This is a genomic window from Pleionea mediterranea, from assembly GCF_003148745.1.
GTDB lineage: Bacteria > Pseudomonadota > Gammaproteobacteria > Enterobacterales > Kangiellaceae > Pleionea > Pleionea mediterranea.
This window is the reverse complement of record NZ_QGGU01000004.1, coordinates 217,202-236,758: the sequence shown is the minus strand read 5'-3', so window position 1 is coordinate 236,758 and position 19,557 is coordinate 217,202. Positions and strand designations below refer to the sequence as shown.

Genomic DNA, 19,557 nt, shown 5'->3' with positions numbered 1-19,557 from the left:
TGCTAAAAACGATTTACAAATCTATTTACTCAATTTTTCCAGACGACGTTTTGCTTCTTTAAATTCTGGATTAATTGCGAGTGCTTGTGTCGAATTTACCCGGGCGCGCTCTTTATCGCCGATAGCCAAATATGCTTCCGCCAAACTGTCATAAACATTTGCGGACTTACTATGAAGGGCTTTATTGAATTCGAATGCTTTTATGGCATTGTCAAATTCTTGCTTTTTAACAAAAAAATAGCCCAGTGCATTAATACGGCTCTCATCAATCGAAAAAGTCTGCGAGAGTTCTTCCTTAGTTTTAACCATCAATTGCTTGAAATCAGCAAACTTTTTGTCCGTAATCAACTTGTAAATCTTATCACTCAGTACAGGATTAAACGAAATATTAGTATCACCGCCTAGTATATCAATAGCATCAAACGCAATTCGTGGCAGTTCATCGTCAATTCCATTATTCGTTAAGCTGATGATAATTCGACTGGACTCAGGAAAATAGGCCAATAGCGACTTAAAGCCTCGCCAATGACCTCCGTGGGCAATCAGTTTTTCTCCCGTAGGTGCGGTCCGCAAACTCAGGCCATATCCATATTGTTTTTTACTACCGTCACTTAAGGGCACGGGACTTGTCGCTTCCTTCCAGCTCGCCTTAGTGATGACTTTGTGATTGAGTAATGCCTTTTGCGACTTCAATAAGTCTTCTACTGTTGAATAAATTCCACCGGCCCCTGAAACATAGAGTCTCGGAATCTGATCATAAGGTCGTAGTTGGCCATCAAATTGTCGACGGAAGCCATAGGCTCGATTTAAAAGCTCACCTTTATTAGAAGGATGCAAAACCAAGGTATCATTCATATTCGCTGGTTTAAATATGGACTGATGCATAAATTTATGGAATGAGGATTGAGTTACTCGCGCTATCAATTCTGCCAAAACCATGTACCCAGTATTGCTGTACGCCATCTGTGCTCCAGGATTAAAGTGAAGCTTCGGGGCTTTCTCAACAATAATATTAAATGCATCATGATGCGTAACCGCTGATTTAATTTCACCTGCTCTGAATTTTTTTTCTAGCAGTTTCAATGCATCGGGTATCCCTGACTGGTGCGTTAATAAATGCCGAATAGTAATAGTTTTATAAGGAAATTTCGGGAGATATCGATGAACTGGATCAGAAAGCTTTAACTATTTTTTATCTCGCAAGTGTAAAACTGTAACAGCCGTAAACTGCTTGGCAATCGATCCAATATCAAATTGATGTTGTTGAGAAAGTCGGCTTTTCGTCGCATCGCCATTGATCCCATAAGATGCGCTGAATGTTACACCGTCATTTTCATAGATCAAAAAGCTCCCATTGCAGATGTTAGCTTGATAACAGGAGTCGAAATACTGTTTTAACACAGCTTCCTTTGACTTTTGTTCACTTGTTTTTGCGTTAGCCAGCAAACACACAAAGCTGATTAGCAAAACTAAATATCGATTTATTTTCATTGGAATTCTCTACCTCTTTTATAAACAGAACTAAAGGTTAACCAATTAGTGTGCCAAACAAATTACTCATTAAAATTCATAAAGTTACAGGAAGCACTGTCGTTTTTTATCTTTATTGGCGTATTAAAATCGAAGCACACGAAGAACAAATTTGTATCAGAAGCGAGACACTTTCTTTTTAATGTTATCGTAAATTTATAATCGATAATTCTGAAACGGAAGTGCGCCAAAAGTTACAAATATATTTCTTCGTAGCTTTTGTTGTTAGTACTATTTTGGTGGACTACTAAGTAATGGCTGTCCTTTTTATATTTAGGTAAAACTGCTTAACCTCACCAAACGAAACGCCAGCCAACACAAGCACGGTTTCCAATTTAGTACTCAGGATTATTTTGAACTGGTGGAAACCAGTGGTCGCATCATACGGGAAGGCAAAACGCGGTTATATTGCCGACAATCTGCCGCCCATTTTAGAGCGCTTAAGTTTAGAGCCCGAAGGGTTTATTCAATTGATGAAGCGTTAGGATGATATAGCCTGCCTTAAAGCCATCGGCACCCCGTCCACCCTTACTTTATTGAGTCCACTGAACAAAAATTTATTAAAGGCATTGGACTCAGTCGAAGGCTGTACATCTAAACCATCCAATAACAAATCTTCAACACACATCACCATACAAATCGAAAGGCTTCGAGAGTGGCGCTCGCCTTAACCAGCCACCAATAGAAATATTCACTCCTGATTAACTCAAAACATAAAGTATTTACAGTCAATATCTTCAGATGATGACTCATTAATAACCGAACCCTATGACTTTGGTAACTTAAAAAATCCTTTTTAAATTATGGCTGTCCTTTCTATATTTATTATTTAGTGCCGTCTGATTGTTTTTTCATGGGGAGGCTTGCAACAAGGCCAACTAAAAAAGCGAAAGTGGCAAAGCCCAAAATTGCTTCAATGGTTGAGACGATCTCCGCTCCTAAGTTGCCTGGAACCAAATTTCCGTAACCAAGTGTTGTATAAGTTATAACACTAAAGTAGAAATGGTGCCATAAGCCTTCAATTGGTGTTTTATCAGCATCAACAACAACACCGAGCGCCATATATAGTGATGCAAAAACACAAATGTGATTGATCACCATTACAAAAATAGTAATTACGAAGGTCTGGAAAGTGACTTCACCTTTTCTAGCCATTGCAGCGAAATGAAAGACCGGACCGATAAGTGGCACTGTTCTAAACAAGAATACGGGTAGAATAATTGTCAGTGCGATAAAAATCCAAGGTGTCCAGTAAGCAGTAAAATATATGCTGATAACTAACAAGTTGAAGATTATCAAGAAACAGCTTTCATTCTTTTCATTTACCGCGATCCAAGAGTACAAGACTGAAAAAGGTCGAAACTGTCTTGACCAGTGGACAAATGTTTCAATTTTGTCTTGAAATTTACTCATATCGTATAACAACATATTATATTCAAGAAAGCTTAAATAAACAGCTTTCAATTTTGGCTTATTAGCCTACAGAGCTTTCACAGTAAGCGCTAGAGAAAAAGTTACGTTATTTAATAATGCTGTATAGATCGCTCAGTAGCATGAGATCTCATTATACGCGCTGATGTATTTTCATGAAAATAAGTCGGTTAATTTCGTCCAATACAAGAGACTAACGGTAATAAGGATTGTTAGATCATTTCAAACCTTAAAACTCAATTAAATTGCGATCCATCCAATTTAGGCTGGCTTTAAAATAACCCCTGTTTTAGAAATACTTGGGAATATATGGTCACTCCATAAAAATCAATGTTTTTTTTTCGTATTGATTTCTTATTTTCTTCCGCTAAAGAAAAAGCCGAGCCCCAACAGCAGCACAGATTGAATTGAGAGTAATTATTTACTGATATTATTACTCTCAATATCACATTTGGTTACTTTGCCATAAATCTTTCTCGCTCGTAGGCATTACCGTCGATAATAACAAACTCAATAGAGTTGTAAGCATCAATAGTTTCTAATGGGTTTCTTTTAAGTAACAGCAAATTCGCTCTTTTACCTGCTTCAACTGTGCCCTCAATCTTATCAACATTTAAAAGTTTAGCATTATTGATAGTAGCCGCTTCTAATATTCGCCCTAATGAAACTCCTACTGAATGCATGTGTTTCAGCTCAAGAAAGCTCGACAAGCCAGGCTGAGCCGCGTACGTTGGAGATGACGGTGTGTCTGACGCCAGTACAAGTGGGTAATTTTTCTGGTTCAAGTACTGAACCGAGCGCTCCCCTCGAGAAATAATGCCATCCATTATCTTATGTAGAATAGGAAGCGGTGGATTTCCGAAGTCATTGATAATTTCTTGTTTGAACCATTGAGCATCTTCACTTTGATACCAGCTAAGAATGGAAGGTGGTACAACAAATGAAAAATCTTTCGAAGATAGCGTATTTGGGACGGTAAGGGCTTTAAGTCCGTCCATAACATTAAAAGTAGGCTGGTAAGCGATTTGTTTCTCTATCACCGTATCTAAAGTTGCTTGAATTGCATTCGGTACGTTTTCGCTTTTTGCATGTTCATTCCAATTCCACAGTCCGTGAGCGATGACATCAATATCGTACTTTAATGCAATGTTCTGCATATCGACGGCGTTTGCATGTGCATAAATTGATAAGCCATGCTTCTTTGCTTCAGTTATTATTGCTTTTACTGTTTGATCTTTCATTAAAGGCCAATGACTCTCGGTTCCAAAGCCATCTTCAAAAAAGAGTTTCACACACGAACCACCGTCTCTTGCTATTTTATCGACAATTCGCTCAGGAGTATGCTCGGCACGATTAACTCCTTCAGGAATTGAATCATTTGGCTCTATAACGAGATATGGGAATGCCTTATAAGGATCTCCCAATCCGAGCACATTCACGGGGTAGCCGTCTGCTATGGGAATCATCCCGCAAAAACTTAGACTGGGAGAAATATCACTATTCTGAAACTGCTGAATCGCACGGTTGTCGCCAGCAAGATCTTGGATTCGCGTGATGCCAAAATATAAATAACTTTTAGGTTGTTGTAAAAAGTATGTTTTCTCTAAATCCTTTAGATAATCCGATTTTTCTCCTTTGATCATGCCAGGCATTTCTGACACATGCACATGTGAATCAATAAGCCCCGGAATTAAATATCTACCTTCTCCATTAATTATCTTTGTATTCGACGGTATGTTAATCGGACTTTTTGATATAGTCGAAATTTTATCATCGGCTATCAAAACGTAAGCGTCTTTGACGGGAGATGAATTATTAGGGGAAATGATAGTTACGTTTTTCAAGTAGATATCAGATGCGCTAACCAGAACTGGCATACTCATAATAAGAGCGGTGAGTTGTTTGAGCATTTTATGTCCTATACAATTATTCTCAGCAGAATATTCAAATTTCATCACTAAATCTCGCAATACTAAGTAATGGCTGTCCTTTTTATAATGTTATGTTTGACAGACGAAGTAAATGAAATTACTGATTAACTGATATTCGCCCACCTCGGTGAGCGAAAACTTTAGTATTGCTTATTGACTCAAGGAAGGCTCATATGTGTTACATGCTATTCACTATCAAGGAATTCTTTGGCTTTTTTTGGAAACTTTCCAATCAACCATTTAAGTAATTCAACCTGATCATCGCCTTTTGCTCGCCTAACTTGAATTAATAACTTTTGGCTTGTTGGGCGATCAAGAGTTAAGTTTGATGCTCCTTCATTACATACTGAACACAACGCTCTAAGGTTTGAAGGTTCGTCATCTCCTCCTTGAGACTTATCAATAATATGCCCGATATGTAATCGAGTTTTTCTCGTAGGGTCATAAGGGTGAGGCTCACCAGCCACTACACCGCACATTTGGCAAGTAAAACCATTCCTATCTAGAACAAAGGCTCTTGTTTCTTTGGAAATTGCACGTTCAAATGCTGGTTGAGGTTTAGCGTCTTCAAGAAGATATTGCCCAGGTTTTAGCTCACTCCGATCATTATGCGTAAGAATCTGATAGCCTTCTTCAGATCGTAATTCTCTGACACGCCTAGCCCATTCACTTTGATTTCCAGATACTTCGCGCAGTTCTTCCGAGTCCATGACTCGACCAATATTAGTGAGGAAATGTTCCCTTAATTTTGCCTTTGCACCTTTCTTTCTAGTCATTTCTTATCTCTTAGCCTGCAACAGCAAACAATTTTCTTGCAGCTAAACATTGCTCTATTTGTGCTGCCACTGCATGAGCCACAGGGGGAGGAAAAGCATTACCTACTTGACGATAGGCCGGAGTTTTTTTGCCTAAGAATTTCCAATCATCAGGGAACCCTTGTATGCGAGCTACCATTTCAACGGTTAAACGAGGCATTCCAATATGGTCTTTTTCAGGAGGCTCATTGGCAATAGTCATTCCATTTACACCAAGAGTGGCCCATGCTTTTTTGGCTCTGGTTGGCCCAAGGTCTGGGCCGCCATGTTTTTTTGAGCCACCAACAATAGTGGGGGCAATATCGTCAGCTTGCTTTGCCCACGTATTAGCTCCACGCCAACCATTTTCTTTCATTTGGTCAAGCAGCAGCTCTCCAACTGTTGGAGGATTGAAGTCATTTGGAGTACACCAATGGAAGTTGTCTGCTAGCTCTTTTTTAATCGCAACAATTACAACTCTAGGCCGTAATTGGGAGACTCCATAATCTGAGGCATTAAGTAATCTCCAATCAACAACGTATCCCATTCGCTGAAGCTTTCTTTTTAGTTTGAGGCGATAGTCTTCAAATACAGCATCTAGAAAGCCTCTTACATTTTCTAGCATTACTGCGTTTGGACGAATCTCATCTACAAGCCTAACCGCCTCTGGGAATAAGTCTCTTTCATCGTTCTTTCCAAGCTGCTTTCCAGCTTTGGAAAACGGTGGGCAAGGAACGCCTCCGGCCAATAACTCAACGCCTTTATATGATGAACCATCAAATTCTTTAACATCTCCTTCAACAACATTCCATTGCGGCCTGTTGTATCTCAAGGTTTCACAGCAGCGATTGTCAATTTCTACCAAGGCTTGAGCATCAAAGTTGGCTCGCTCCAACCCTAGAGCTTGTCCTCCAGCGCCTGCACATATTTCTACACATGATAAATTTGACACAATGCCATCCTCAAAGTCTGTTTTGTCATATTCTAATTTACTGCCTCTTTACTGTATACATGAACAGCACTTATATCTTGGCATGTAACGCTCAGCTAAATTGAGCGCGTCTTTTGCGCTTCTATTTTCAGCGCCTGGTTAGGCGCTGCCACTTTAAGTGGGTGATGCGGGTTACTTGAGGAACATTTCAACATCACTTAATTTCTCAGGGAGTTTGGGTCCGTCATGCATTCCGCTTCCGAAGAATCTAAAGCCTTCGGCGTAAAGATGTCGCACCTTTTTCCATTGCTTCGTGTCAGATTTTTTTGGGGCTGTAAAATTTCTTCCCATTCGATATACGATTCCGCCACATTCAGGACAGATACTTCTTTCGCCTTCAGGTTTATCTGGCTGCTTGAAGCTCTTGCAGCAAGAAAAACAGGCATGAGCTACCAAATATTCAGGACCACGATTATGAGCATGAGGTTCTGGAGGAGTAATGACACGAGTACCAGTTTTCTTTCTTATTTCCATGCGTCGATACTTTTCTTCGTTCACGGCCATCTCTTCACTCGCCTAACAGTATATTATATTCACGAAAGCTCAAATAAACCGCTTTCGATGTTCGCTTATTAGCCTACAAAGCTTTCACGGTAAGCGCTAGAGCAAAAGTTACGTTATTCAATAATGCTGTATAGATCGCTCAGTAGCATGAGATCTCATTATACGCGCTGATGTATTTTCATGAAAATAAGTCGGTTAATTTCGTCCAATACAAGAAACTAACGGTAATAAGGATTGTTAGATCATTTCAAACCTTAAAACTCAATTAAATTGCGATCGATCCAATTTAGGCTGGTTTTAAAACACCCCCTGCTTAACCACATTCAACTCAACTATTTTTTGCTGCTCAATAAAAATCTGACAAATGTAGCGATCCGTTAAGGGCACAGTGTCTGAATGAGAAACCCAACGTTGCGTTAAATCGGGCGATTCCTTTTCTGTCAGTGTCGAGTCTGCTAAAAACTGATCAATCACTGTTTCATCATTACCCGCCGCCATTTGCGAGCAGAATTGATAAACCTGCGTTTCATTTTGATGATTGATGTAGGTTACACCAGCTACAGCGCCCGCGAGCAATAGCAACAATATAGCAACCAGTTTCATAGGTTATTCCTTAAATTGGTTATCAGTCTGTTCTCACTGTGAATTTCAGTTTATTTCTCTCGACCTATAACTCAGCATCAAACTCATCCATACTGGCTTTTGGCAAGGTCACCAATGATGAAATCAATAACCCCGCCACCAGTGAAATACCCACCAGTGTCATATTGAATGCTGTGTCCAATCCGCGCACCACATCGTGCTCAATCAGTGCGATTAAACTTTTAAAACCAACCGAACCGGGAACCAGAATAATCAGCCCCGGTAACATCAGGGTAGCGCCCGGGATCCCGGTAAAACGCGACACGAGATTGGCGCATACGCCTACCGAAATCGCGCCAAGAAATGCCGTCATGGCGTTATTAAAGTACAAGGATGCGTATTTTGCCGAGGCAAAGGCCACCACACCACCCAATATAACCCAGCCAAAATCACGCAGCCGAGCCTGAAACAGTACCGCCAATGCCAACGCACCCACCATCACAGCCAGCCACTCGGTCCAAGGTGCCAATGGCTCTATCAGGTTATTGGTTAAAGCCGTGCTGACTGGCAATAACTGGGCAATGTAGTTACCACTGACCATGCCAAACGCCATCAAAATAAACACAATACCAGCGCCGAATAAACGCGAAGTGCCTGACATCAAGTTTTGAGTCGCTAGCTCAGCCATAGCGATAGTGAGTGATAACCCCGGCAATAACACAATTAATCCCGAGACAATCGAAATATACACCTCGGTGCCCGGTAAAAAGTTAGCGGTAATATAAGCGACAACGGTTGCAACCAGTGCCGCCGTTGCGGGCAGTAAGTGCGCCAAAATAGAAACCTTGGCTGATAGCAAAGTTAATATACCGAGCGAAAAACCGGCTGCCAGAGCCCCCACCATTTCAAACCAGCCGCCACCAAATAAACGGCTGACGGATGCAGAAACCAGTGCGAATGCCGCGATCACCAGCCAGTTGGGGTAGGATGGTTTGGCATTATTGATTTGCGCCAGTTCGTCGGCCCCTTCGGCTGTGGTCAAATTCCCTTCCATGACGTTATGGGCAACCTCGCTGACCCGTCGCAACTTCTCCAGATGCGCTTCGCCCGGTGCGACACGGATAACATAGGTTTGCGCGCTGTTGTTTTTGCGCATTAATGTCATGGTAATACTGGTGGGTAACGACAGGCACTGCAATCCAAAGCCCAGCTTACGCGCACAGGCCGACAAAGTGGTCTCCAGCTCATAGGCCGGTACACCATAGGTGTGAAGCGCTTTCGCCAGGCGCAAAATAAACCCCACGGGCTGATGCCGCTTTGGTGCATTTGGGACATCATCGAGCGAACGCTCGTCGGTGGCGGCTTGCGGCATTTGTGCCATATTTACCCTCCAGAATTACTGACGACAGCGACTAAATATTTCATACTAAGCCACTGAACGATAAGGTCGTTTCATTATAACGAACTTGAGTTAAACTAGAGCGTTAAACGAAAGCATTTTTATCTATTATCTGTCGCCACTGGTGAAACGGTGTTTGCAACCACGTTTAATAGCAGGTGCTTTTAAACAAGGCGCAATAAGTAATGAATGTTTATTCTATTTATATCGTTCGACCTTGCCTAAATTGGCGAGATTTTAAAAGCCACGTTATATGTCACCGTGATGGCAAATAATAAATACGCTCATATATTAGCCCATACTTAAAGTAGAGCATATAGTAGAACATAATAGCTAAGTTATTGAATGACATTTAAATTTTCTACATCAGTAAGTGCCTCAAATACTCTGAATCGAAGGATCCAGAGGCTTGCAGCAGGCTGTCTGTTGATTATGTCGCTATTGTCACCTGGCCTGTTAATCGCCAATGATTATCTGCAAAACTTAAGCTTTAACCACATTACCAGTGCCGACGGTCTGCCTCAAAACACCATCAGCAGCATGTTGCAGGATCGTCATGGCTTTTTATGGCTGGGCACTCACGATGGCCTACATCGCTACGATGGCTACGAATTTAAGTCCTATAAATTTGATGCCAGGGATCCCAACTCCATTTCCAGCAATGTTATTACCGATATTATTGAAGCCGAAGACGGCACACTCTGGATTGGCACCGCGCAAAATGGCTTAAACAAGCTGGATGTGCGCACTGGCAAATTTACCCGCTTTATTGCCTCGCCCACCGACTTTAATAGCCTGAGTCACAATTACGTTACCGCTTTGTACATTGATCATCGCGACAGGCTTTGGGTCGGCACCTTTAACGGACTCAATTTGTATCAACCTGAAAGCGGTGACTTTGTTCATTTTTATCACAATCCGCTCGACGCCGAGTCCATTCCTACGGGCAGTGTTACCGCTATTACGGGAGACGGCAAAGATAATTTATACGTCGCCACTTCCGATCTATTGAGCTGGTTTAACACCGAGCAGTTATCGTTTGAACGGTTCGACTCCCGTGATGCGCCCAGTCGTATTAATGCTCTGTTTCTCGATGAAGACAAAAGCCTGTGGGTCGGCACGCAACTGGATGGTTTATACCACCTGAAAAGCAATAACGATCGCTTCAAACAATACGTTCATAATCCGGGCGACGATCATTCCCTCAGCTCGAATAATATCCAGGCCATTTTACGCGACTCCAAAGGCAACCTGTGGATTGGTACCGAACAAGGTGGCATCAATTTAAAGCCAAGAGCCAGTAATGAGTTTTATCATTTTCAAAAAAATGCCGCCGACATCCACAGTTTATCCATTAATGACATTTGGACTTTAATGGAAGATCGCAGTGGCCAAATCTGGATTGGTACTGCCGGTGGCGGCTTAAATAAAACCACCCCTCACTTTCAAAATTTTTCGCGATTACAACACAGTCCATTTAACGCCAATAGCCTGGCTCATAATTTTATCTGGAACATAAAGCAGGATGAAAAAGGCTATATCTGGTTTGCGACACTAAACGGTATTGATCGTTACGATCCCAAAACTCGCAGCTTCCAACATTTTCAAAAGTTTTACGATCAGAACGGCAAAGCGGTTAGCAATCGCATCACTACCTTAACCATCGATCAAACCGGCAATGTCTGGTTTGGCAATCAACAGGGACAGGTTGCCCGGTTTAATCCGAATCAAGATCCAACAAAGGTTCGGGTATTTGATCGCAGCAGTTTTATACACGGCAATTTCAGTAACAATCGCATTCGATTAATCACATCGGATCGCATGAATAACATCTGGATAGCCACCGACGAAGGCTTGGCATTGCTTGATCATCAAAGCGGTGAATTTATTGAAGACTTTCGTTACGCCTCTGTCGGTGAGTTAGGCACCTCATCGGTTTACACCATGTTTCAGGATGATCAGGGCATTATGTGGTTTGGCACCTGGGACAGCGGATTGCAACGCTATGATCCTGAGTTTCGTAAAACCACCACCTTTCGGTATCAGCCGGATAACGAATTCAGTTTAAGTGATAATACGGTTCGATCAATTTATCAGGACAGTCAGGGCAATTTATGGATTGGCACCTACAACGGACTCAATCTGCTGAAACATCAGGATCGCATCAATAATAATTTTAAATTTTATTCGTTTCATGAATCGGATGGTCTACCCAACAACTCTGTTTACAGCATAACCGGAGACGACTCGGGTTATTTATGGCTGGGCACCAATCGCGGCATCAGCCGATTCGATCCATCATTGAGTAATGGCGATCAAAGCAACTTCAAAAACTTTTCCACCACCGATGGTCTGCCCGCAGATGAATTTAACGGCAATGCGGTGCTTCACTCCGACAACGGCCTGCTTTACTTTGGCAGTGTTTCCGGTGTTGCCGTGATCAATCCAAATGGTATTACCGCCAGTGAGTACAAACCGACTCAGGTGTTCACTCACATTTTGGTTAATGGCGATCATTACTTCGACAATAATGGCTGGCATCCTCTGTCATCGATAGAATTGCAACACCAGCAAAATAATTTACAAATCAATTTCAGTGCGCTCGATTTACAAACGCCCGAACGAATCATTTACGCTTATCGATTACAGCCTTACGAGCAGGAATGGAACTACATAACAGGAAAAAATCAGGTGCAGTACGGCAACCTGAGTTCCGGTCAATTTACCTTTGAATTTCGCTCAACTAACAGTGATGAAATCTGGGTTGATCGGATCAATCAACTTGCCATCACCATTCACCCACCAATGTGGGCAACCTGGTGGGCTTACAGTCTGTATTTATTGGCCCTTATGTCCATTATCGGCTGGTTTATTTATAAACACGCGAAAAAGCTACGCGAACAACAAGCGTTAAATGAACACTTGCAACGGGTTGATAAATTAAAAGATGAATTCCTTGCTAATACCTCTCACGAACTCCGAACACCACTAAATGGCATTATTGGCATTGCCGAATCACTGCGTGAAGGCATTGCAGGCCCGCTTAACCGCAAAACCCAAAGTCATTTAAACCTTATCATTGACAGTGGCAAACGTTTATCCCATCAGGTAAATGAAATATTAGACTTTAAAAAACTCAGGCATCAGGGATTGTTGCTGAATAAAGGGCTTGTCGATTTAAGAGTCGCGGCAAAAGTGGTCATTAATTTATTGAAACCACTGGCCGAAGAAAAACAATTGCAGTTGAGCCATGCTCTGCCTCAATTTTTACCGCCGGTTTACGCCGATGAAAATCGTTTACGCCAAATACTTTATAACTTGCTGGGTAACTCGATTAAATACACGCAACAAGGGTTTGTTGAACTCACAGCCCGTGTTGTGGATGACCGGGTTGAAGTCTGCATTAAAGACAGTGGTGTAGGTATTCCGCAAGACAAGCAATCTGTCATTTTTAAACCCTTTGAGCAACTGGAAGGCTCAAGCAAAAATTTAAAAAGTGGCACCGGCCTTGGCCTTGCAGTTACCCGGCAACTGATTGAATTACACGGTGGAAGTATTTGGCTGAAATCGAAAATCGATGCAGGTTCATCGTTTTACTTTACTCTGCCCATCAGTGAACAAACACACAGTGAAGCATTGCCGGTTATTTCGGAAGAGCCGCAACTGCCTTCGCCGGTCACTCGCGCCATGAAAGTAGCTGCGGATAAAACGCAACAATCGCACCCCAATGCGCACATATTAATAGTCGACGATGATGCGTTAAACCGTCAGGTATTAAACGACTTTTTAACCATGAATCAATACCGCACCAGCGAAGCCGCAGACGGACTGCAGGCGTTGCAACTGATTGAAAACGAATCTTTCGACTTGATCATTCTTGATGTCATGATGCCGCGCATGTCAGGTTTTGAAGCCTCGGAAAAAATTCGTGAACAATATTCGCTGCTCGAACTGCCGATCCTGTTATTGTCGGCAAAAAACCAGCCTGAAGATATTAACACTGGCCTTGCTGTAGGCGCGAATGATTATGTCAGTAAACCGATCGATCGAAAAATACTGATGGCCCGAGTTTCCAACTTGCTAATGTTAAGACAGGTGTATCATTCGCAGCAGGAGCGCGCGCAACTTAGAGCCATGGAACAAACTTGTGATCATCTCAGTCGATATTTTCCACGACCACTGGTTGAAAAAATTCTCGACGGTCAGGACATCAAAGATATTCAACCCGAACGTCGTTGCATTACTGTTCTGTTTGCCGATCTGGTTGGCTTTACCGAGTTCTCCGATCGTTTTGAACCGGAAACCGTGACCGATGTGCTGAACGAATTTTTAACAAAAATGAGTAAAATTGTTGCTCGCCATTATGGTTTATTAAATGAAGTATTGGGCGACGGGCTGGTTATTTTATTTGGTGCACTTGAGCACCTTGATAAAGAAACACAGGCCATTAAAGCGATCGAGTTAGCCAAGGATATGCAACAATGCATTGTCGAGCTTGCAGAAAAATGGCGCGTTACCGGACTGGAACAAAACTTAAACTTAAGAATTGGCATCCATCAATCTTACGTCACACTAGGTAACTTTGGCTCCAAAGAAATGATTGTATTTCGCGCCGTAGGCAGCGGCGTTAATCTTGCTTCCAGAATACAAAGTTTATGTGAGCCGGGCCAGGTAATGGTAAGTTACCCGGTATTTGCACAGACCGAAACACGATTTGATTTTGAAGAAGTCAGCGAAGTGACGTTTAAAGGTTTTAACCACAGTCACCGAATTTTCAATTTAAAATCACACTAGTTAGGTTTTAGGTTTTAGGTTTTAGGTTTTAGGTTTTAGGTTTTAGGTTTTAGGTTTTAGGTTTTAGGTTTTAGGTAAACAGACACAATAACTTTGTTTTATAGAAAAGTCTTTTTTAAATAATAAATTAATAACGGGATTGTTTTTGCGAAAAGAAGTATTCAGGAACAGTCGGTTTACTGTTTGGTAGTGTTTAAAACCGGCAATTTGGCCATACGATAGTTTTTCTTTTCAATCCATTCTCTTACCTGCAAAATCCAGGCGTCACTTAATGCCCGATCATCAGCACTAAGTAAGTCGGTTAAATCCTTTAACGACTTTTGCGCATTTCGCTTAACATTTTTTGCCGCCGGGCTTGTATTGTTGGCAGCTAATGAAAACCATACCGAAGCCATCATTTTATTTTCGGCTACGCCACTGCCCCGATAATACATCACCCCAAGATTATATTGTGCCCCCGCGTGATTGCGGATAGCAGCCTGAAAATAGTATTCAACGGCCTTTGGAAGGTTTTTTCGAATTGAAGTGTCTTGTGGTGGTGATAAATAGAGATTACCAAGTAAAAATTGCGCGTTAGGATCACCCAGCTCCGCTTGATGCTTCAAGTGTCCAAGCTGCGTAAAATATATTGATGTTCCGCCCTGCCGATGATTACTGGTACCAGCCATCACCCAACAGCTCATTAACAACAATAGAATTGTTAAAAACCTGACTGCCATATAGTCAGTTAAACCCGTTGTCTTTCCATCGAACTATACTACCCAATTCACCCTAATAATGGTGCTGTCTTAATTGAAGGCTTAATAAAATAAATCATTCTACCCCATTGTTTTCATAGAACTTACCTTTAATATAGCTATCAATCTATACTATTAATTACTATTCTGTAACAATTGGTACTATTCACACTTGCACTACAGGCCGTCAGATAGTTTTCTATAGGCCTGACAACCGTGTAACTGTGGAATAGCGCCATGTTTGAAGCCAGTCGAATACAGAGCAAATATTTTATGGAATTAACCGAATTTCCGATATTCAATGACCTTGATCGTGAGATTGTTCACGACATCAGCCAACTGCTCCATTATCGTCAACTTCCGAAAAAATCACAGATTGTGGTGGAAGGTGACCCATCACACAGCATGTATTTTATCTTGGAAGGACGGGTCAAAGTATACCTTGATGACGACTCAGGCAAAGAAATTGTGGTAAATATTCACGAAAAAGGACAGTTTTTTGGCGAATTGGGCCTGATAGAGGGTATTCCGCGAACGGCATCGGTCATGACATTAGAAGAGACTCGACTTGGCGTTTTGAATGAAAATGAGTTTAAAAAACTGATGGCGGATCACCCAGCTTTTTCATTAAAGTTGATGCACAATCTGGTGTCACGCCTGCGAGAAGCCACCGAAACCATTCGCAAGTTAGGTTTAATGGATGTTTATCGAAGAATAGTAGTGACCTTTTTGAATATGGCAGAAGAACAGGACGGCCGCTGGATCATTCGTGAAAAGCTAACCCAACAAAACATTGCCAGTCGTGTTGGTGCGTCACGAGAAATGGTAGCCAGAATTTTAAAAGATCTGCGTACGGGTAAATACATTTCGACGGAAGAAGGTTGCATTGTTATTCACAAAGCCCTGCCACATTCCTGGTAACAACTGAAAACCTTAACTTAGTATTCTAAAAGAGCAATTTTTTAAATGTTAAGTGTTTATCAAAACAGGGCCTTCTATAAGTCATTTGTCTTAGAAGCTATTTCTTTTAGCGACTAATTGCCTTAAAAAACTTATAAATTGCTAGCAAAAAAAAATTTCTAACGATTAATGCTTTAACATTGAAATTGCATCGTGGTAACTGAAAAATCCATCAAACATGGGCTTGCCCAATGTTACGCCGTGCAGTTTATGATAGCCGGGTTGCGACAAGTTTTTTAGATCATGCACGGACTGTACACCACCGTGGGCAATCACCGGTAAATTAATGCTGGCGGCCAGTTCACTCGCCGCCGTCAGGCTGTGACCATTCACTCGCCCCTGCTCCGGAACCTCGGTGAACATTAATGCTGCCACCCCTTCGTCTTCCAGGGCTTGTGCCCAGTCCTGAAAACTCATTCCCATAAACGGGCAATAACCCTGCTGCCATAACTGGGCACGCACATCCATACCGATGATTAGATTTTGCCCTAGCTCAACCAGTATCAGTTCCATTTCATCCTGCTTTCGCAATAAACGACCGCCCAGCGTTACCCAGTCGGCGCCAGCATCAAGCCATATTTGAATGTCTTCCGAACTGCAAACACCACCACTTACTTGCAGTTTCATATCGGGAAATTGACGTTTGATTTGCTGCACCAAGGATAAATGTTCCGGTTGCCGGTTTCGAATCGCATCCATATCCACCAATTGGATCTGTCTGGCCCCCATATCACTGAAAGTGCCGCACAGAGCAATGGGATCTTCCATTACCTGTTTCGATTTATCGCCAACCCCCTGGGTATGAACACAGCGGCCAGACTTAACATCAATCACTGGTATCGCTAACATCGTTGCTCCCCGAATTTTTATGACTCATATTTCAACTATAGCGCTTATTTGAAAAAAATCTTCCGTTAAATTTCGACACAAAATAGTCAAATAAAGGCAATTGATCGCAATCAATTTTAGTGCCAGAATTAGCCACCATTATTCACCACACGTTGGAACTGACATTGCTGTTACGTAAGCCGTTGTTAATCTGGTTGTTTACTGCAGTTTGGGCACTCGCTCAACTGTCGGTGATCGATCATGTTTACAGCGATCAGCATTCTGACGAAACATTGTGTGAGTGGTGTGCCAGCAACAGCAGCGGGCAAGATGATGCTCCGGTTGCTACTGACTCAGTAACACCTGAGTATGTAAAACAACTCCAAACAAACTGGTCACCTGGCAACTTTCACTTTGATACGGTTGCCTATTTAACCCCGCAATCTCGAGCACCACCCCGCTAACCTGTTATTTCAATCCTATTAATTCGGTTTAACCAAACACAGATTTTCACGTTTTGTGAAATTCTACGGTCTCACAACCCGAGCCCATGGCATAACCTTAATCGCACCCATATTGGGTACGACTCTCGGTAAGCAGCGTTAAACCGTAACTTTGCGCTTAATTTTTTTGATTTAAACAGGTTTAACCATGAAACATACAGTTCAACATTTATTAGTGGCAATAGCACTAGGCACATCCATGCCTTCAGTGAACGCAGCGGATAGTACCTCTAACAACAGCAATGCAGAAATCAATTTACCGTATCAGGCACAGTTGGTGGATCATCAACAACGCCCCATAGCCAATGCTCGAATTAAGGTGCGCAACAACGACGCCACCAGCCGCACCGATCAACAGGGTAACTTTTCGCTAAACTTGCCAGCGGGCCGGTATACGATAGACATTGAAGCCGGCAGCCGCGACCACTTCCATCAAACGATTTCTGTCACCGGTGACAGTCAGCGCGTTCAATTACATTTGGACGCGAACCATCAGCGCAAAATAGTGATCACTGCTAATCCGCTTGAGCATACAAAACTGGATATGGCGACACCGGCGATTGTTCTATCCGGTGATGAACTGATTATGAAACGCTCGTCAACCATTGGCGACATGTTGCAATTGCAACCCGGCATGAGTGTGTCAAGCTTCGGCCCTGCGGTGTCACGACCCGTTATTCGCGGGCTTTCAGGCGGTCGCGTGCTTATGACCAGCAACCAGATGACGGTGCAAGACGCTTCCACCAATAGCGCCGATCACGATGTTTCGTTAGAGCCACTATTGGCTGATCAAATCGAAGTATTAAAAGGCCCGTCAACACTGCTGTATGGCAGCGGTGCCATTGGCGGCGTCGTCAATGTGACCGATAAGCGCATTAATCCTGAAGGCGCCGACGGCGTTTCTGGCGGTGTTGAACTTCGATTAGGCGATAGCGCGACGTCAGAAGAATCTATCGTTGCCACATTGAATGGCGGCAACAGCTCTTTCGCTTGGCACATTGACGCATTCAGCAGTGACTATGGTGACTTGGAAATCCCGGGTTTTGCTGAGTCTGAGTATCTACATGAAGCCGAAGGTCATGAAGAAGAGCACGAAGGTGAGGAACACGAAGGCGAAGAGCACGAGGAACACGAAGAAGAAGCCTTTGGTGTACTAGAAAACAGTCGTTCAGAAAGCACGGGCGGCAGTTTCGGCGCCACCTGGAATGGCGAATGGGGCTACTTTGGTGTTTCTGTTAATGCCATCGATAAGTTTTATGGTGTACCCGGACACGCGCACCACGAAGAAGAGCATGAAGAAGGTGAAGGCGAAGAGGAACATGGTGAAGAAGGCGTGTTTATCGATCTCGAGCAAACCCGCTGGGATATCCAGAGTGAATTTAATAATCCTGTTAGCGGCATCGACTCCTGGTTTATTGGTTGGTCAATGACCGATTATCAGCACGTCGAGCTAGAAGGCGATGAGCAAGGTACCGTTTTTGAAAATGAAGCCACTGAATTGCGTAGTTATATGAAGCATCGCGCCATGAATGACTGGGAAGGAATTTTTGGCGTTCAATTGACCCAGCGTGATTTTTCTGCCATCGGTGAAGAAGCCTTTGTCCCACCTTCTGACAGTAATATGCGCGCGTTTTTTGTGGTTGAAGAAAAACGTTTTGGTGACTACAAAATTGAGCTTGGTGCTCGATTAGGATACCAATCCATTAAAGTGAATGAGTTCGGTGAGGAAAGCTTTGATACGTTAAGCTATTCGGCGGGCAGTGTTTACGATTTAACTGACTCACAAAAACTGGCGATTAATCTTGCCCACGCAGAGCGTGCACCGACGGTTGAAGAGCTCTATTCATTTGGCGAGCATGCTGCAACACAAACCTTCGAACGGGGCAACCCAAATCTGGATAAAGAAGTGTCGCACAACCTTGATGTATCATGGCGCTTTAATGGCAACACATGGTCTGGCGAAATAAACGCCTACTGGAATAAATTCCATGATTTCATATTTGGCCAATACCGTGAAAACACAGGTTTTGTTACGGATCTCAATGGTCAATCGGTTGCCATAGAAGAAGACTTACCGATCATCTTTTATGCTCAAGACAACGCATCGATTCGCGGCATAGAGATCCAAGCCGACACCATGATCGTTGATAACGACGTTTTTGGTCTTAAGCTAGGATTAATGGCCGACTTTATCGAAGCCGAATTCGAAGATGGTGCCTATGTACCGCGCATTCCGCCATTGAAATACGGGTTTAATTTGCAGTTTTCGCAAAATGCCTTCACTGCGGATTTAAGCTGGACACACTACGCGGATCAAACCCATATCGGTCAAGGAGAATTACCGACCGACGGGTTTAATATTTTGGATCTGGAACTGGGTTATCGTATCGTTAATGACAACCACGATGCCATGATTTTCCTACGTGGCAAAAACTTGCTGGATGAAGAAGCGCGTGATCACGCTTCCTTCTTAAAAGATTTGGCGCCGCGCGCTGGTCAAAACTTTGTTGCCGGGCTGCGCTATCAGTTTTAATTTAAGCTGAAGCGCTAATCAATCGATTATCGGAAACATA

14 protein-coding genes and 1 pseudogene are annotated in these 19,557 nt (G+C 42.7%); 5 read left to right on the top strand and 10 right to left on the bottom strand.

Translation table 11 applies throughout. The annotated features are described in order from the left end of the window. Positions 1-21 precede the first annotated feature (21 nt). A pseudogene (locus tag C8D97_RS06625) lies at positions 22-1,491 on the bottom strand (serine hydrolase). A 392-nt stretch (positions 1,492-1,883) separates the two neighbouring features. Between C8D97_RS06625 and C8D97_RS18505 the strand changes: the two are divergent. Next, complete coding sequence (locus tag C8D97_RS18505) at positions 1,884-2,015, top strand: hypothetical protein (protein WP_280951653.1); 132 nt, start codon at positions 1,884-1,886, stop codon at positions 2,013-2,015. Between the two features lie 340 nt (positions 2,016-2,355). On the opposite strand, the gene C8D97_RS06615 is transcribed toward C8D97_RS18505, so the two are convergent. The 7 genes from C8D97_RS06615 to C8D97_RS06585 form a co-directional block, all read right to left on the bottom strand. Next, a complete protein-coding gene (locus C8D97_RS06615) occupies positions 2,356-2,943 on the bottom strand; it encodes an ion channel (RefSeq protein WP_170115166.1) in 588 nt (195 codons plus the stop codon). A 473-nt stretch (positions 2,944-3,416) separates the two neighbouring features. Beyond that, on the bottom strand, positions 3,417-4,916 hold the full coding sequence (locus tag C8D97_RS06610; RefSeq protein WP_109762962.1) for an amidohydrolase family protein: 1,500 nt from the start codon (positions 4,914-4,916) through the stop codon (positions 3,417-3,419). A gap of 161 nt (positions 4,917-5,077) precedes the next feature. Next, on the bottom strand, positions 5,078-5,668 hold the full coding sequence (locus C8D97_RS06605; RefSeq protein ID WP_170115165.1) for an HNH endonuclease: 591 nt from the start codon (positions 5,666-5,668) through the stop codon (positions 5,078-5,080). 10 nt (positions 5,669-5,678) lie between these two features. After that, positions 5,679-6,638: a DNA cytosine methyltransferase gene (locus C8D97_RS06600; protein WP_109762961.1), complete on the bottom strand. Its 960-nt coding sequence runs from the start codon at positions 6,636-6,638 to the stop codon at positions 5,679-5,681. 171 nt (positions 6,639-6,809) lie between these two features. Continuing rightward, a complete protein-coding gene (locus tag C8D97_RS06595; protein ID WP_146196094.1) occupies positions 6,810-7,175 on the bottom strand; it encodes a hypothetical protein in 366 nt (121 codons plus the stop codon). Positions 7,176-7,478: 303 nt separating this feature from the next. After that, a complete protein-coding gene (locus tag C8D97_RS06590; protein WP_109762959.1) occupies positions 7,479-7,784 on the bottom strand; it encodes a hypothetical protein in 306 nt (101 codons plus the stop codon). A gap of 64 nt (positions 7,785-7,848) precedes the next feature. Further along, positions 7,849-9,144, bottom strand: a complete 1,296-nt coding sequence (locus C8D97_RS06585) for a threonine/serine exporter family protein (protein ID WP_109762958.1) — start codon at positions 9,142-9,144, stop codon at positions 7,849-7,851. Positions 9,145-9,507: 363 nt separating this feature from the next. Between C8D97_RS06585 and C8D97_RS06580 the strand changes: the two genes are divergently transcribed. Then, positions 9,508-13,956, top strand: coding sequence for a two-component regulator propeller domain-containing protein (locus C8D97_RS06580; RefSeq protein ID WP_109762957.1), 4,449 nt, complete (start codon positions 9,508-9,510; stop codon positions 13,954-13,956). A 176-nt stretch (positions 13,957-14,132) separates the two neighbouring features. Here C8D97_RS06580 and C8D97_RS06575 read toward each other — a convergent pair whose 3' ends face one another. Further along, complete coding sequence (locus tag C8D97_RS06575) at positions 14,133-14,624, bottom strand: tetratricopeptide repeat protein (RefSeq protein WP_170115164.1); 492 nt, start codon at positions 14,622-14,624, stop codon at positions 14,133-14,135. Positions 14,625-14,930: 306 nt separating this feature from the next. Here C8D97_RS06575 and C8D97_RS06570 point away from each other — a divergent pair, with 306 nt between their 5' ends. After that, positions 14,931-15,614: a Crp/Fnr family transcriptional regulator gene (locus C8D97_RS06570; protein ID WP_109762955.1), complete on the top strand. Its 684-nt coding sequence runs from the start codon at positions 14,931-14,933 to the stop codon at positions 15,612-15,614. Between the two features lie 165 nt (positions 15,615-15,779). Here C8D97_RS06570 and C8D97_RS06565 read toward each other — a convergent pair whose 3' ends face one another. Further along, positions 15,780-16,502: a 1-(5-phosphoribosyl)-5-[(5-phosphoribosylamino)methylideneamino]imidazole-4-carboxamide isomerase gene (locus C8D97_RS06565; RefSeq protein WP_109762954.1), complete on the bottom strand. Its 723-nt coding sequence runs from the start codon at positions 16,500-16,502 to the stop codon at positions 15,780-15,782. 119 nt (positions 16,503-16,621) lie between these two features. Here C8D97_RS06565 and C8D97_RS06560 point away from each other — a divergent pair, with 119 nt between their 5' ends. Next, a complete protein-coding gene (locus tag C8D97_RS06560; protein WP_109762953.1) occupies positions 16,622-16,945 on the top strand; it encodes a hypothetical protein in 324 nt (107 codons plus the stop codon). Between the two features lie 187 nt (positions 16,946-17,132). Further along, complete coding sequence (locus C8D97_RS06555; protein ID WP_109762952.1) at positions 17,133-19,517, top strand: TonB-dependent receptor domain-containing protein; 2,385 nt, start codon at positions 17,133-17,135, stop codon at positions 19,515-19,517. The last annotated feature ends 40 nt before the right edge of the window (positions 19,518-19,557 follow it).

Bases quoted from the DNA above. Each gene is read 5' to 3' on its own strand.
- C8D97_RS06615 (WP_170115166.1), bottom strand. From the start codon at position 2,943: ATGAGTAAATTTCAAGACAAAATTGAAACATTTGTCCACTGGTCAAGA.
- C8D97_RS06610 (WP_109762962.1), bottom strand. From the start codon at position 4,916: ATGAAATTTGAATATTCTGCTGAGAATAATTGTATAGGACATAAAATG.
- C8D97_RS06605 (WP_170115165.1), bottom strand. From the start codon at position 5,668: ATGACTAGAAAGAAAGGTGCAAAGGCAAAATTAAGGGAACATTTCCTC.
- C8D97_RS06590 (WP_109762959.1), bottom strand. From the start codon at position 7,784: ATGAAACTGGTTGCTATATTGTTGCTATTGCTCGCGGGCGCTGTAGCT.
- C8D97_RS06585 (WP_109762958.1), bottom strand. From the start codon at position 9,144: ATGGCACAAATGCCGCAAGCCGCCACCGACGAGCGTTCGCTCGATGAT.
- C8D97_RS06580 (WP_109762957.1), top strand. From the start codon at position 9,508: ATGACATTTAAATTTTCTACATCAGTAAGTGCCTCAAATACTCTGAAT.
- C8D97_RS06575 (WP_170115164.1), bottom strand. From the start codon at position 14,624: ATGGCTGGTACCAGTAATCATCGGCAGGGCGGAACATCAATATATTTT.
- C8D97_RS06570 (WP_109762955.1), top strand. From the start codon at position 14,931: ATGTTTGAAGCCAGTCGAATACAGAGCAAATATTTTATGGAATTAACC.
- C8D97_RS06565 (WP_109762954.1), bottom strand. From the start codon at position 16,502: ATGTTAGCGATACCAGTGATTGATGTTAAGTCTGGCCGCTGTGTTCAT.
- C8D97_RS06555 (WP_109762952.1), top strand. From the start codon at position 17,133: ATGAAACATACAGTTCAACATTTATTAGTGGCAATAGCACTAGGCACA.